The following is a 15,151-nucleotide window of genomic DNA, read 5'->3' as shown; positions in this document are numbered from 1 at the left end:
TAATTTATAAAAATTTCAAATTTGGTTATTTTAAAAAATAGTGTATAAGGCCAAAAAGCCTTTATTTTTTTTTTTTTTTTTTGTTTTTGAAATAAAAAATGTAAAAATAAGTTTTTTTTATTTTTTATAAAAAATAAATTATATAAATGAAAAAGGGCATAAAAAAATGGCGGAACAGAGAGGATTTGAACCTCCGCGGGAGTTGCCTCCCCTACAGTCTTAGCAGGACCGCCTCTTCAGCCTCTTGAGTACTGTTCCGTTTGCTTATTTATTATATCTAAAAAGTGTAATTTTAAAAGTTAAAAAATAAAAATCAACCATAAAAGGCTGATTAATTACTTAAATGTGTGTATTGTTTGTTCTCTTGGTATACTTGGGGTTCGTATTTTTGAAGATAATGTAATGCAATTTTTTTGAAAATAATCGCATTCACTACTGCTTCAGTTTTTAAATTATGATCTTGATTTTCTGGGAGTAAGTTTTGAGCAAAACGAATTTCATTTTTAAATTCTTCTTCTTTAATATCGATTTTTAATTTATTTCTAAAAACTAATTGTCAAAAGAAGTTATAAATAGTAGCAGTGACGTATTCCGCAGGATTACCTTCAAAAGTAGGGGCAAAATTAAAATGTTTTAAATCATTTTCTATTAAATCTTGTGGCAATTCTACTACAGGACTTTTTTGAATAACTTCATCAATGATTTTGACTCCGTAGTTAAATAATGCATCACTAAAAACTTGTTCACGAGTAGTTTTATAAATATCTTTTTTTACATCGTCTAAATTATTAAAGCTTTTTCCTAAAATATCTTTTGCGTTTTCGTTGGTGATTTCTCGTTGTTTGTAATACATTGCGCTTTGAATTTCGATTTTAAGAGGCTGACCCAACTTATCAGTTTCAAAAACATCACCGACTTTTTTATTTAAAAGCATATGTTCTAAAACTTTAGAAGTATTATTTTCAGCATGTACTGAGTACACACGTGAATTTTCTTCTTTTAAATCACTAATTTTTACATATACTAAATTACCTTCAGCAATAGGTTGATCAGGATCTAAATAAAATCTGAAAGTGTAATTTTTAATAAATTCTTCAGTAAAAGTTTTAATTTTTTCTTCATAATCAGGCTGAAATTGGATTTTATTTTGCGGTTCAAATTCTAAATTAATTTTATCTAATTGATCATAATAATAAATTTTGAATTCACCTTCAATTTTATCTGGAGTCATTTTTGAAATAACTTCCATAGGTCTAAAATAAATAATATTATCTTGTTTTTGCAAGTATGAATTTCATACTTTTTGCATTTCAGGAAGTAAATACATTTTAGATGCTTGATCTAAAATTTTATCTTGAGTAATTTTTAAATCCTTGTTAGTTTTTGCTTGTTCTTGTAAGTTTTGAAGAGCATTGCTTTGATATTCAACTCAAGTCACAACGTCTAATTTAATGGGATGGGTTAAAAATTTCATTAATCCTTCTTTCTATTTATAATATTTAAATTTTACTAAGAAAAGATATTTTTGTATAAAAAAGGTGTCTAAAGCGACACCATAAATTGAAAAAAATTAAACTATTTTGATAACTACTTCTTTAGAAGCGTATTTACCATGTAAATTATCCCTTTCAATGTGTATAACCTCGATATTTTCGTTAGCCTTTGTGTGAAGACCGTGTTTTTGGCCTCTGCGATAACTTTTAATTAAACCGCTTAAGTCGTCTAAGGTGTTAGCTTGAGCTACAATTTCTCCATTAGCAACTAATCTAGCTTTGTATTTGTACATATTTAACCTCCGAAAATTTGATTATATCTACATTTTAATTATAATAAATTCCTATCAAAAATGTCAAATGTGGAAAAATGTTCCATAAATTCTTTTACAAAAAAACGATCGCAATGACCGTTTTAAAGTAATTCGATATTGTTTTGAGCACAATATTCTTTAGTTTGTTCATCTCAACAAGAAACTTGTACTTCACCAATGTGTTTTTTCTCAAGAAGAAGCATTGATAAACGACTTTGTCCAATTCCTCCTCCAATTGTGAAAGGAAGTTTTTCTTGGAGGATTAAATTGTGATATTCTCCAATTTTAGAATCATCAATTTTTAAATATTCTTGTTGTTTTTGTAAAGCATCTTTATCAACTCTAATTCCCATTGAAGACACTTCTAAAGCTGCATCATTAGCTTTATCATAAAAAATCAAATCTCCATTTAATGTTCAATCATCATAATCGAATGCCCGTTTAGAGTGTTCTAAATTATCTGGCAGTTTATAACCTACTTGCATTACAAAAAATGCTCTGTGAAGTTTTGCGAATTCATTTTCTCTTTGATCTGGTTGTAAATTTGGATACATCTCATAAAGTTGCTGTGATGTCACAAAAGTTAATTCTTCAGGAAAATCATAAGTTAGTTGAGGAAAATCTAAAATAAGCTCACGTTTTACAAATTTAATAGCTTCATAGATTTTTTTAACAGTATTTTTTAAAAATTCAACATTGCGATCTTTTTTGTTAATTACCATTTCTCAATCTCATTGATCAACATAATATGAGTGTTTATAATCAAGTTCTTCTTCACGTCTAATAGCGTTCATGTCTGCATATAATCCTTCATGAACATCAAATTTATATTTAGCTAATGCCATTCTTTTTCATTTTGCTAGTGAATGAACAATTTCATGTTGTTTTTGAATGTTTTTTGGGTAAAAAGTAACTGGTGTTTCCCCATTTAATCCATCATTAATTTTTGATTGACTCTCCACAAAAAGAGGAGCTGAAACACGAGTTAAGTTTAATCTTTTGTGTAATTGTTTAGTGAAATCAAATTTTAAATCTTGAATTGCCTGTTGAGTTTGTTTTATTGTTAATTTTGATTGATACATGTTTGTCCTTATTTTATTAATTCGTTAAATTGCTCTTCATTAATAATTTTAACATTTAGAGCAATTGCTTTATCTAATTTACTTCCAGCGTTTTCTCCGGCCAGTACGTATGAAGTATTGGAACTTACTGAAGAAGAAACTTTAGCTCCGTTTTGAACAATTAAATTTTTATAATAATCTCGCCCTTGAGATAATGTTCCAGTTATAACAAAAGTTAATCCTTGAAGTTTGTTGGTTTTGGTAATTTTTTCGTAAGTTAATAAAGAATCTAAATGTCTTAATAACTCCTGATTTTGTGGGTTTTGCACAAAGATGCGTAAGTTTTCTACAATAGTATTTCCGATTGTATTTATTTGAGTTAATTTATCTAAATTCAAAGTAATTAAATCTGAAAGCTGTGTAATTTCTTGAGTAATTAATTCAGCAACTTGAGATCCGATTGTTTTAATTCCGATTGCAAAAAGCGCTTTTGCTAAAGTTGTTTGTTTTGACTTTTCAACACTAGCAATTAATTTTTGAACTTTACGTTTTCCAATTTTTGGAAGAGTTTCTAAAAGTTCTCTTTTTTGATGTAAATTGTAAATATCTAAAATGTTATTAAGCAATTTTTCCTTATAAAACATTCGAATATTTTCTTCACCTAAGTCCATAATGTTCATAGCATCACGAGAAGCAAAATGAATTAATGCCCGAATGATTTTTTCGTTGCAATTTTGATTTACACAAAATTGGTCAACTAAATCTTGATTTTGTTGCAACAAGCTATTACATGAAGGACAATGTAAAATTTTCGGAAAAACTTGAGTGGTATTTTTTTGTACTAACGCAATTACTTTAGGAATGATTTCGCCGGATTTAATTACCTTAACTAAGTCTCCAACATTTAAATTCATATTTAACACATATTCATAATTGTGCAAAGTAGCAGCAGAGACCGTTGTTTGATTTAATTGCACAGGTTCAAGTTTGGCTAAATAAGTAATTTTACCAGTACGTCCAACTTCTGCGCTTATATCCATGATTTTAGTGATTGCTTCTTCGGTTTCGTATTTAAAAGCAATTGCATATTTTGGGAACTTAGAGGTAAAACCTAATTGATCTCAAAACTTCATTTCATTAACTTTAATAACAAAACCATCGCAATCATAAGGTAGTGTTGCTTTAATGTCTTTAAAATCGTTAATTTTATTTATTACATCTTCAAGTGAATTGGCTTGATAAATGTATTCGTTAACCACAAATCCTAAATCTTTTAAAAATGCCAAAGCTTTAATTTGTGAGTTAATTCCATGCGTATTTGGATCAACTACTTCGTAAACAAAATAATCTAAATTTCGTTGTTTGACCACATTTAAGTCAAGTTGTCTAAGTGTTCCGCTAGCTGCATTTCTTGGATTGGCAAACAACTTTGGAGCACTATTTTCAGCAGAAAAATCCACAAAAGTATTTTGGCTTATTAAATGATTAATTTCTTGAGTAAAAGTTTTTAAATCTTCAAAAGATAAATTTAAATTAGCTGTGTTTGTTATTTTATTTAGCAACTCTTGAATTTTGTTTTTATATTCACTAGTTAATAAGTTATTTTCCAAAACAGTATTTAAGTTTTTAAGATTTTTCAAGGCTAAATTAAAATAATGTTCTATCTTGATTTTCTCATTGGCAACATTGTAATTGTGCTTGCTCAAATATACTTCTCCGCGAATTTCCAGATCATTGTTATAGTTAATAGTTAAAGGAATATTCTGAATTTGTTTAATATTTTCAGTAACTACTTCTCCAATTTCTCCATCTCCACGAGTGACTGCCCGCACAAAAACTCCGCCTTGATAATGAAGTGAAATAGATAAACCATCAATTTTAGGTTCAAGCGAATATGAGTGATTTGTTAAAGTTACCTTTGATACATCCGAATCAAATTTAACCACATCCTCAATTGAGTATGCTTTATTTAAAGAAAGCATTGACTTAGCGTGAGTAAATTTAACAAATTTATTAGAAGAAGTTCCTCCGATTTTTTGAGTGGGTGAATTCTTTTTAATTAGGGCTGGATATAAATTTTCTAGCTCAACCAGTTCTTGATAAGCCTCATCATATTGTGTATCACTAACACTTGGAAAATCCAAATCATAGTATTCATAGTTTCAAAAGTTAATTTGTTCAACTAATTCAGCTATTCTTTTTTTAATAAAAGTTAAATTATCTTTAGAAGTATTTTTCATTTCTTAATTATATATTTAGTTGCTTTAAAAATGCATTTTTTGATAAAATAAAAAAACATTAAAGGAGAAAAATATGGCATTAAAAGCAGGAATTGTAGGACTTCCTAATGTTGGAAAAAGCACCTTATTTAGCGCGCTGACTAAAAAACAAGTAGAAGCATCAAATTACGCTTTTACTACTATTGAACCAAATATTTCAACAGTGGCTTTAAAGGATGAACGTTTAGATAAGTTAGCTGAAATTATTCAACCAAACAAAATTGTGCATGCAACTTTTGATTTTGTGGATATTGCCGGACTGGTACAAGGAGCTTCTAAAGGAGAAGGGCTTGGAAACAAGTTTTTAGCTAACATTCGTGAAGTAGATGCAATCATTCATGTCATTAGATGTTTTGAAAACAAAAACATCATGCATGTGGCTGATAGTGTCAATCCAGTTAGAGATAAAGAAATTATTAACTATGAACTTATATTAGCTGATTTAGAAACCATTAACAATGTCTTAAATCGGGTAGCTAAAAAAGCCAAAAGCGGTGACAAACAATCAATTATTGAACAAAATGCCGCTCTTAAAATTAAGCAAGCTTTAGAGAGTGAAATTCCTGCTCGAGAAGTGTCTTTAAGTGAAGAAGAACTTCACTACATTAAGGGATATCACTTACTAACTTTAAAACCAATTATTTACGTGGCTAACTTAAGCAATGAGCAAATTGCTAACTATAGTGAAGATCCCCTTTTTAATGCCTTAAAAAACTCTCTTAAAGATGAAGATAAATTACTCCCTATTTCAGTGCATCTTGAAAGTGAATTAATCACTTTAGAAGATGAAAATGAAAAATTAGAATTACTAAACATGTATGGTATTGAAAAAAGTGGACTAGATATTTTAACTCGAGAAGCTTTTGATTTACTGAACTTAGAAACTTACTTTACTGCGGGAGTAGTAGAAGTTAGAGCTTGAGTGTATCACAAAGGGTGAGCCGCCCCTAGATGTGCGGGAGTAATTCACACTGATTTTGAAAAAAAATTTATTAAAGCTGATGTAATTGCTTATGAAGACTTTATTGCTCACAATGGTGAACAAGGAGCTCGTAACGCAGGTAAAATGCGTTCAGAAGGTAAAAACTATATCATGCAAGATGGAGATGTGTGCCACTTTAAATTTGGAAAATAATCCAAATTTACGGGGGTTTAGTATAATGGTATTATAGCAGTCTCCAAAACTGATGATAAGGGTTCGATTCCTTTAACCCCCGCCAAGATTTTTAGTGCTATGCACTATTTTTTTTATCTCACAGACTTTATTGAAATTGATAAATATTTTTCAAATATAATTGAAATATGAATTTAACAAAGAAGAAACTTTGAGAAGTCACCATTTGAGATAAAAAATTTCAAAATGTTGATCTATTTAAACAAGAATCTATTAAAAAATATAAGTATTTTTTCGCAAAAGAAATAGACAAATTTGTTGAATTATCTAAAATAAATGAAGAAAATGTAAAAGTTCTAACAACTTATGAATCCGACATTTTTGTAAATAGATCTTTAGTTGATGAATTCGTTTCTAATGAAGAAATAATCGCTATCCCAGGAGGTGGATATCCAATTGTTCAATATTACAAAGGTGCTTTTGTAACTACCGATAATAGAATTGCAGTAGTTAAAGATAAAGAAATATTAAGAACAAAGTATTTATATTACTTTTTAAAAAACAACATAAATACTATTGTAAGTTTTTACAGAGGATCAGGAATAAAACATCCTAATATGTCTGATATACTCGAGATGGAAATCGCAATTCCGTCAATTGAAGAGCAAGATAAAATTATTGATAAACTTGATAAATTTACAACTTTTTCAGCAGAGCTGAAGGCAGAGCTGAAGGCAAGAAAAGAACAATATACTTACTATAGAAATTATCTTTTATCAGATGAAAAACTAAATAATGTATACAAATTAAAAGAGCTAGCAGACATGCGTTATGGTGAAGGTAATACTATTCCTAACAATGGAGGTGTCTTTCCTGTATATGGATCAAATGGTATAGTTGGGTACACAGACAAATGAAATAATGAAGACGGCATTATCATTGGTCATGTAGGAACTGTTGGTAATGTAATTTGAGCCTCTGGTAAGCATTTCGTCACTTATAACGGAACAATTTGCAGAGCTAAAAAAGAAAAGATTTCAGACAAATATTTGTATCACTGTTTAAAGAGTTTGAGTTTAGAAAAATACAAGAAAGGAAATCAACCATTTTTATCTATTTCTGATATAGATGGCATAAAAATAAAAATTCCCTCTTTAAATATTCAAAATAAAATTGTATATGTTCTTGATAATTTTGAAAAAATATGTGAAGACTTAAATATTGGTTTGCCTTCAGAATTAAACCTTAGAGAACAACAATACTCATATTATCGTGATAAACTTCTAAGCTTTGCTCAAGGAACTCTTGAAGTGTCTCCAGAGAGAGAGAGAGAGAGACTGGCAAAATGTAGTCAAACTAATTGAATACATATTCAAACCACAATTACACAAAATTGATGAATCTAATGTTTCTATTCTTGATAAATTTGTTGATATTAAAATTGGTGAGCAATTAAATAAAAGTCAACTATCAGAAAATGATAAATATCCAGTAATTAATGGTGGAGTAAGACCTAGTGGATATTACAATGAATTTAATTTTGAAAAAGATAATATAACAATTGCTCAAGGTGGTTCTGTTGGTTTTGTGGATTGACAAAATACTAATTTTTGAGCTGGCGCACATTGCTATGTGATTAAGACAAAGAATGAAGATAAATTATTAAACAGATATTTATATTTCGTTTTAAAAGATAAAGAGTCGTATTTAATGGAAAATAAAGAAGGAGCAGGAATTCCTTCTTTACCAAGAAATGTCATTAAAAACTTAAAAGTATCAATCCCTTCAATTGAAAAACAAAAAGTTTTAGTTAATATTTTAAATACTTTTGAAGAACTAACTAACACTCTTAAAACTGGTTTACCAAAAGAAATTGAACTCAGAGAACAACAATACTCATATTATCGTGATAAACTTCTAAGCTTTGCTCAAGGAACTCTTGAAGTGTCTCCAGAGAGAGAGAGAGAGAGCTTGCGCAAACGTTAAATAGCATTGTTTTTGAGTTGCTTTCTTATTTAACCTTAGTTTTTTCAAAAAACAATTTATTGTTATCTAATTTAGCATTTGTGAATTCTGGCGAGTACATTGTGAAGAAAGAACTAATTAGTAATGGTTTATATCCAGTATATTCTTCTCAAACAAACAACAACGGTGAAATAGGAAGACTTAATTCATACACTCATGATGGTGAATATATAACAATTGCGATGTATGGAGCAAATGCTGGAGAAGTATTTTATCGTAATGAAAAATTTACCCCTACACAATTGTGTGGAGTTATAGAACAAAATTCTAATTTAATCGATGTCAGATTTTTCTATCACTATTTAAAGAAAAATGTACCTTTGTATGTTTTAGAAGGGAGTGGAATACCCACTGTTACAACAGGAAAATTAAAAAATGTTAAAATACCCCTTCTTAGTCTTGAAAAACAGAAAAAAATTTCTTTAGCTTTAGACTATTTTGAAAAGTATTGTTCGGAAATATCAGGAATTTTACCGGTACAAATATCTCTATTAGAAAAACAATATAAATACTTTTTAAACAAACTGCTTAAAACCGAATAAATTTATACTAAAAGACACTAAAATGTCTTTTTTTGTTTCTTTGTCCTTTTTGGGAAAAAAATGTCCAACACTAATTAAATAATATAAAATTAAATTATAGGAGTTCGCATGAAAAAAGAAAACATTTTAAACTTAATAAGATATCACGCCGAAAAAAACGAAATAGGCTTTAGAGAAGAAGCGATAAAAGTTGCAAAATATTTTGACAAAAATGGTGATTACGAATTGGCTGATTATGTAATGACACTAATAGCTGGAGCGAATTTATTCGTTCCTCAAGAATCGGTTTCAGAAAGTCCTTTTTTAAAGGTTGTTCCTGTGTCGGAGTTGAATTTTTTAGATCTACCCGAAAATATTTATGAAAAAATAGTGGGAATTTTAAATGCTATAAAGCACAATGTTGGAATAAATAAATTTTTATTTGAAGGATTACCTGGTACTGGAAAAACTGAAGCAGCAAAATACATTGCCAGAACTTTAAACAGAACACTATTGATGGTTAATTTTGAAAATGTTGTTGATAGTAGATTAGGACAAACAAACAAAAACATTGTTCATTTATTTGAAAAAATCACTCAAATAGGTTCTAGAGAGAAAATAATAGTTTTATTTGATGAAATAGACATAATTGCTTTAGATAGAATTAATAAAAACGATCTTAGAGAAATGGGTAGAGCTACATCAACTATTTTAAAAGAGTTAGATAAATTAAATCAAAATAATAGCGACGTAATCATTATTGGAACAACTAATTTATATAAAGAGCTTGATGCTGCTCTACGAAGAAGATTTGATGCTTTTGTTAATTTCAACAAATACGAAAAAGAAGATTTACTAAGAATTGCCGAAACTTATTTAAACGAATATTTGAAAAAATTTAAGACTTTATCTAAAGATGTAAGATTGTTTAAAAAAATTCTGAATTTAGCTAGCGAAATTCCTTATCCAGGTGAATTAAAAAACTTAATAAGAATTTCAATGGCATTTAGTAATCCTGATTCTGAATTTGATTATTTAAGAAAATTATATAAAAACATAGATCCGTCTGCAAATATAGATGATATTTTAGAATTATCAAACAAAGGTTTTACAGTTAGAGAAATAGAAAAATTAACAGGTAAATCTAAAAGTTCGGTTGCTTTGAAAATTAATAAAACGGAGGAATTAAATGAATAAACTTCTTGAATTAAAAGGACGTTTTTCACAAGAAAGCAGAAAGGCAGTTTTTGGACCTAAAAGAATGAAAACTGATAGAACATTAACCAGTAAAGATGTTGAAAAAATGTTAGAGGATTTAAAAAATATTTCTTCTTTTTGAAATCAAGAAAACGCTCCATTTTCTGGTGTTTTAATAACAGTGTATCACTTAAATATCATTCCAAAAAGCTCAAGAATTAGTGAAATTTTTAATGGACATAAATCAAATGAATCAATTGTGGGAATTAAATTTAATTCTGATGAAAACAAACACATTATAACTTACTACATTTCCAAAGAAAAACTTGAAAACACTATTATTAAAATAGAAGAAGCACTTAATATTTTGGAAGAAAATTTTAATGGATCAATTGACAATTCAATATTTTCAAATGATTTTTTCTTTAAGGATTCATTAATTAATGATAATAGAATAAGTTTGAAACAATTTAAAAATATAATTGCAGATCTTTCCTATGTTGAATATTTTGGAATTGAAAGAGCATATAAACAGCCTGGTATGTCAATTGTCACTTTATATAGAACAGATAAAAATATTAAAGACATTTTAAGTAAATATGGATTAACTAATTATCATCTTTTAGATGATTATACTGTTAAATTATATGAAGAGGATGTTGAAAAGTTAAATGAAAAAGCATCTTATTTAGTAGCCATGTATTCACATGATGAAAAAGAATTTAGTATCGGTGAATTTAATAAAATAATTGAAACAAATCAACCAGAAATACCGGCTCCGGCAAACGAACCAATTATTGGTGTTATTGACACTCTTTTTGATGATAAAGTATATTTTTCAAAATGGGTAGAATATTACGATGACACTAATAAAGAAATACAGAAATATGAAAAGGACTATTACCATGGAACGGCTGTATCTTCAATTATAGTTGATGGACCAGCTTTAAATAATTGATTAGATGATGGATGCGGAAGATTTAGAGTGAGACATTTCGGAATTTCACGAGCAAGAGGTTTTTCAGAGTCTACTTTTATTCAAAAAATTAGATGAATAATTAAAGGAAACACCGATATTAAAGTGTGAAATATTTCAATTGGTTCAAATGAAGAAATAGACAAATATTTTATCTCATATATTGGTTCTGAATTGGATAAAATTCAAAATGAATACAATGTTATTTTTGTAATTGCAGGTACAAATAATAATTCTTCTCAAGAAAATTTAAGGATCGGATCTCCTGCTGATTCAATTAATTCCATTGTTGTTAATTCTGTAACTTCAAACAAAGAATCTGCTCCGTACACTCGAAAAGGAATAGTTTTATCTTTTTTTGCAAAACCAGATGTAAGTTATTATGGCGGAAGTCCTGAAAAAATGATGAATGTTTGAACAAATATTGGAAAACAACAAATTTCAGGAGCTTCTTTTGCTGCGCCTTGAATAGCAAGAAAGTTAGCCTATTTAATCGAAATTGTCGGATGTAGCAGAGAAGTGGCTAAAGCATTAATTATTGATTCAGCAAGAGGTTGAGAATCTGAACCTACAAAAGAATTTATTTCAATTTTTGGGCATGGAATAGTACCTATAAGAATTGAAGAAATAATAGAAAGCAAAAATGATGAGATTAAATTTTTTATCTCAGGGATAAGCGAAAAATGAAACACATATAATTATTCATTACCAGTTCCTTTAAAGGATGACAAATTCCCTTATAAAGTAAAAGCAACAATGTGTTATTTCCCAAAAACAACCCGAACTCAAGGAGTAGATTACACAAATACAGAATTAAACTTACATATAGGAAGACTTAAAAACAATAAAATCCTTGACATTAAAGGAGACAAGCAAAATGACAATAAATATGATAATGAGTCTTTTTATTTAAAAGAAAACAACGCAAGAAACTTATTTAGAAAATGAGATAACGTTAAATATATCTCTGAAAAAATAACAAAATATGACAAACCGAAAAATTCTTATGATAGTAAAAAATGGGGTATAGAAGTCAAAACAAATAATAGATTGAATAACAAAGATGGTGAAGGATTACTTTTTGGTATTGTTGTTACTTTAAAGGAAATTAATGGGGTTAATAGAATAGATCAATTCATTAGAGATTGTCATTGAAATGGTTGAATGGTAAACGAAATAGATATTAAAAACAAAATTATCATTAGAGATAAATCTAATGAAGAAATTGAGCTTAAATAAGTTTGCTTAATATATGCATTACAAAAGAGGTTATATGAAACAAAATGTAAATAAAAGTTCTGTTATTCATAAAATTGAAGAAATAAGCGAATTTATTGATCGTCGTTTTTTAAACTGAAAAACTAATTATGATAATAAATCTTGCGATGAAGCTAAAATAATATTAGATCAGTTGCGACCTTTTATTGAACATATATTTTACTTTTGGGAATTAAAAAAGGAAAATAAAGATCCGTATAATTATCCATTTGTTTATGATGATTTTAAATCAATAAAAGATAAATGTTCAAAAAACAGAAATGCAGAAAACCCCATATATAAGGTATGATTTAAATTCCATTGAAAATTACAAAATTCTGTTTCTCATAATTATTTAAACAACGAACAAAGTGAGAGGTTGCTTTCTGATTATATTTCATATCTTTTAGAAATACAAAATTACACTGAAGTAAATTATGGCTTAAAAATTCTTGAAAATATAAGTTTTTATTTAGAACAATCTAAGGAAGAGGAAAAACATCTTTTTGCTATTTCTGAATATTTAAAATCTACTGAAATTAAAAATACCTTTGAAATAGAAGATAAAAGATTTGTTCCAAGCGAATTCTTATACAAAGTTGTGCGCTGTATACCGAGAAAGTATTCTAATCATAAGTTTTATGAAGTAATTTTAAATCCTTTTGGAAATTTTTATGATAAAGAAAATAACATAATAGCTTTTTCAAATAAATTAATTGAAAATGATTATCCTATAAGTATAAATTTTGAAGAGGTTAAATTAGAAATTTACAATAATGTTCAAGAAGTTTTGTTTATTTCGGATTATGAGTTTAAGTTTCCTTTAAATTTTTTCAAGGAATTTATAAGAATTTTTCATAATGAAAATATTTCAAATTTAAACATTTTTAAAGAAGTAGGATTTAAATTAGAAGAAATTTATAATTTAAATTATAAAACTTTGTTTGAACTTATTGTTGAAGATAACGATTTATGAGATGATTTTATTGATTTATTATTAAATAGTCCATATAAAGAAATTCAACTTCTCGCTGACTCTTTAGTTAAAACAAAAAATATAATCACAAAAGAAGAATTTTGTGAACAAACACTTAGATATTTAATAAAAATGGTAGATCCACATATAGTCAAAAACCAAATAGGAAAGACGAAAAAGGAAATTTTAAATAATACATTTTTAGCAAAAAAGACTTTGCCGTTTGAACATCTGCCATTAACATTCTCTTTAGTAAAACACAATCCTAAATATCAGGATCTTATAAATTCAATAAATTTAAAAAATATAGAACACCAAATAATTGCAAAAAAAGTTATTTGAAATGCTCAAAATTTAGGATATATCGCAACGAAAATATCTGATATTGATTTAAATTTAGAAGAATTGAAAAAAATTGTTGAAATTTATAATAATTTACTATGAACTGGTCACAAAGAAGACTCTAAATTATGTATTAAAGACGACTATATTTATATAAATCAAAATGTTACAGACCTTGAAAAAATAATACATACGATAAAAAAATTAAATTCAAACATTAATCAAGAAAATACAAAGAAATTAAGGGAAGAAATAATTAACAAAATTAATTTAAATAATATTGATGATAATGTTAAAAAAATTTTAAATCTCTTTCAGTTTTCTTCAATAGGAATAATTCATGGTCCTGCAGGAACAGGAAAAACTACGAAAATTTCAAAAATTTCTGAATTATTATCAGATAAAAGAAAAATATTTTTATCTAAAACACATACAGCAGTTAGAAACTTGAAAAATAAAATAAAAATTGAAAACTCCAAATTCCTTACAATTGATAAGTATTTGAAAGATTTTGAAAAAGGTCTATTTACAGAACAGGCAGATATTATGATAATTGATGAATTTAGTTGCGTTTCTAATAAAGAAATGAGGCGTATACTAGAAACTAATAATTTTGGCTACTTATTGTTGGTTGGAGATTTTAGACAAAATAAATCTATAGAATTAGGAAATTGACACGAAAAGGTTCTTGAATTGCTAAGTAAATCCAATAATAAAAATAACATTTTAGAATTAAATTATATTCATAGAATCAAGACAAACCTTTTAAAGAGAATACGAGAATTATCCGATGCTTTAATTGATATAAAAAATTCTAAAAAATTAGAAACATTTTTAGAAGAACTTCAAAAAGGAGATTTTTCAAAAAATCCGGAAAACTTAAATTTAAAAAATATGAATAATTTTATGTTGTTAGCACCTAATTACAACGGTCTTTTTGGGATAAACAGTTTAAATAAAATGGCTCAATCTTATAATCCTGAAAGAGAAGTTATTTGAGGAATTTATAAATTCAAAAAAAATGATCCTATTTTGTTTAAATATTCTGATTTTCTGGACAAAAACATTTTTACAAATCTTGAAGGAACTATAAAAGATATAAAAATTTCTACAGATAATTCTTCACTAGAATATATTGAATTTGATGTTGAAGTAAAAGCGTTTGTAACTAATCCTGGAGAGAATTTTTCAATAATATATAGTTTAGAGGAAGAACGAATGTCAGGAATACGTTTTAGGGTTTATAAAAATCACCCGAATGAATTAAAAAATATAATTCCTTTCAATTTAAAATATTGTATTTCCATACATAAAGCTCAATCACTAGAAGAAGATAATGTAATTTTGTTTATAGATGAAAATTCTGTAAAAAATATAGACTATAATATCTTTTATACAGCTATTACTAGGCCTAAAGTTTCTTTATCTATTTATTGAACGAAAGAAACGGAAAGAAAATTTATTGAAAAACTAAAAAATGATATTAAGATAATTTTAGAAAGAAATAAAATAATTAATGCTGTGCTTAATTGTGAAGAAAGCAATCAAGAAAAAATAAGTAACATTTAACAAAATTAAATTCACATCATAAAAGAT

The 15,151-nt window shown here is 27.3% G+C and carries 11 protein-coding genes and 2 tRNA genes; 8 read left to right on the top strand and 5 right to left on the bottom strand.

Features of this window, described 5'->3' with window-relative positions:
* Positions 1 to 167: 167 nt before the first annotated feature.
* The 5 genes from EXC45_RS01060 to ligA all read right to left on the bottom strand — a co-directional run bounded on the left by EXC45_RS01060 (position 168) and on the right by ligA (position 5,108).
* A tRNA-Ser gene (locus EXC45_RS01060) sits at positions 168 to 258 on the bottom strand.
* 73 nt (positions 259 to 331) lie between these two features.
* Positions 332 to 1,474: a trigger factor-related chaperone gene (locus EXC45_RS01055; protein WP_036434657.1), complete on the bottom strand. Its 1,143-nt coding sequence runs from the start codon at positions 1,472 to 1,474 to the stop codon at positions 332 to 334.
* A gap of 96 nt (positions 1,475 to 1,570) precedes the next feature.
* The gene (locus EXC45_RS01050; RefSeq protein ID WP_036434655.1) at positions 1,571 to 1,786 is read right to left on the bottom strand and encodes an MAG6790 family protein; all 216 of its coding nucleotides are present in this window, start codon (positions 1,784 to 1,786) and stop codon (positions 1,571 to 1,573) included.
* Positions 1,787 to 1,908: 122 nt separating this feature from the next.
* Positions 1,909 to 2,889, bottom strand: coding sequence for an aspartate--ammonia ligase (locus EXC45_RS01045; protein ID WP_036434653.1), 981 nt, complete (start codon positions 2,887 to 2,889; stop codon positions 1,909 to 1,911).
* A gap of 8 nt (positions 2,890 to 2,897) precedes the next feature.
* Positions 2,898 to 5,108, bottom strand: coding sequence for an NAD-dependent DNA ligase LigA (gene ligA / locus EXC45_RS01040; RefSeq protein WP_036434651.1), 2,211 nt, complete (start codon positions 5,106 to 5,108; stop codon positions 2,898 to 2,900).
* Between the two features lie 73 nt (positions 5,109 to 5,181).
* Here ligA and ychF point away from each other — a divergent pair, with 73 nt between their 5' ends.
* The 8 genes from ychF (at position 5,182) to EXC45_RS01000 (ending at position 15,124) form a co-directional block, all read left to right on the top strand.
* Positions 5,182 to 6,282 (top strand): redox-regulated ATPase YchF, encoded by a 1,101-nt coding sequence (gene ychF / locus EXC45_RS01035; protein WP_036434649.1) that lies wholly within the window; start codon positions 5,182 to 5,184, stop codon positions 6,280 to 6,282.
* Between the two features lie 11 nt (positions 6,283 to 6,293).
* Positions 6,294 to 6,367 (top strand) — tRNA-Trp (locus EXC45_RS01030).
* Between the two features lie 82 nt (positions 6,368 to 6,449).
* Positions 6,450 to 7,667, top strand: coding sequence for a restriction endonuclease subunit S (locus EXC45_RS01025; RefSeq protein WP_051616970.1), 1,218 nt, complete (start codon positions 6,450 to 6,452; stop codon positions 7,665 to 7,667).
* Positions 7,567 to 8,247, top strand: coding sequence for a restriction endonuclease subunit S (locus EXC45_RS01020; RefSeq protein ID WP_051616969.1), 681 nt, complete (start codon positions 7,567 to 7,569; stop codon positions 8,245 to 8,247). The genes EXC45_RS01025 and EXC45_RS01020 overlap by 101 nt, the downstream gene beginning before the upstream one ends.
* 80 nt (positions 8,248 to 8,327) lie before the next feature.
* Entirely contained in the window at positions 8,328 to 8,828 is a 501-nt protein-coding gene (locus tag EXC45_RS01015) for a restriction endonuclease subunit S (RefSeq protein ID WP_165163196.1), read from the top strand.
* 108 nt (positions 8,829 to 8,936) lie between these two features.
* Entirely contained in the window at positions 8,937 to 10,004 is a 1,068-nt protein-coding gene (locus tag EXC45_RS01010) for an ATP-binding protein (protein ID WP_036434648.1), read from the top strand.
* Complete coding sequence (locus tag EXC45_RS01005) at positions 9,997 to 12,219, top strand: S8 family peptidase (RefSeq protein ID WP_036434646.1); 2,223 nt, start codon at positions 9,997 to 9,999, stop codon at positions 12,217 to 12,219. The genes EXC45_RS01010 and EXC45_RS01005 overlap by 8 nt, the downstream gene beginning before the upstream one ends.
* Positions 12,220 to 12,253: 34 nt before the next feature.
* Positions 12,254 to 15,124, top strand: a complete 2,871-nt coding sequence (locus tag EXC45_RS01000) for an ATP-dependent DNA helicase (RefSeq protein WP_036434644.1) — start codon at positions 12,254 to 12,256, stop codon at positions 15,122 to 15,124.
* Positions 15,125 to 15,151 lie beyond the last annotated feature (27 nt).

Origin of the sequence: Mycoplasmopsis columboralis, from assembly GCF_900660675.1 — a bacterium.
In the GTDB taxonomy this organism is placed as follows: domain Bacteria; phylum Bacillota_I; class Bacilli_A; order Mycoplasmatales; family Metamycoplasmataceae; genus Mycoplasmopsis; species Mycoplasmopsis columboralis.
The sequence above is the reverse complement of the archived record's forward strand: the minus strand, read 5'-3'. Positions and strand labels throughout refer to the sequence as shown.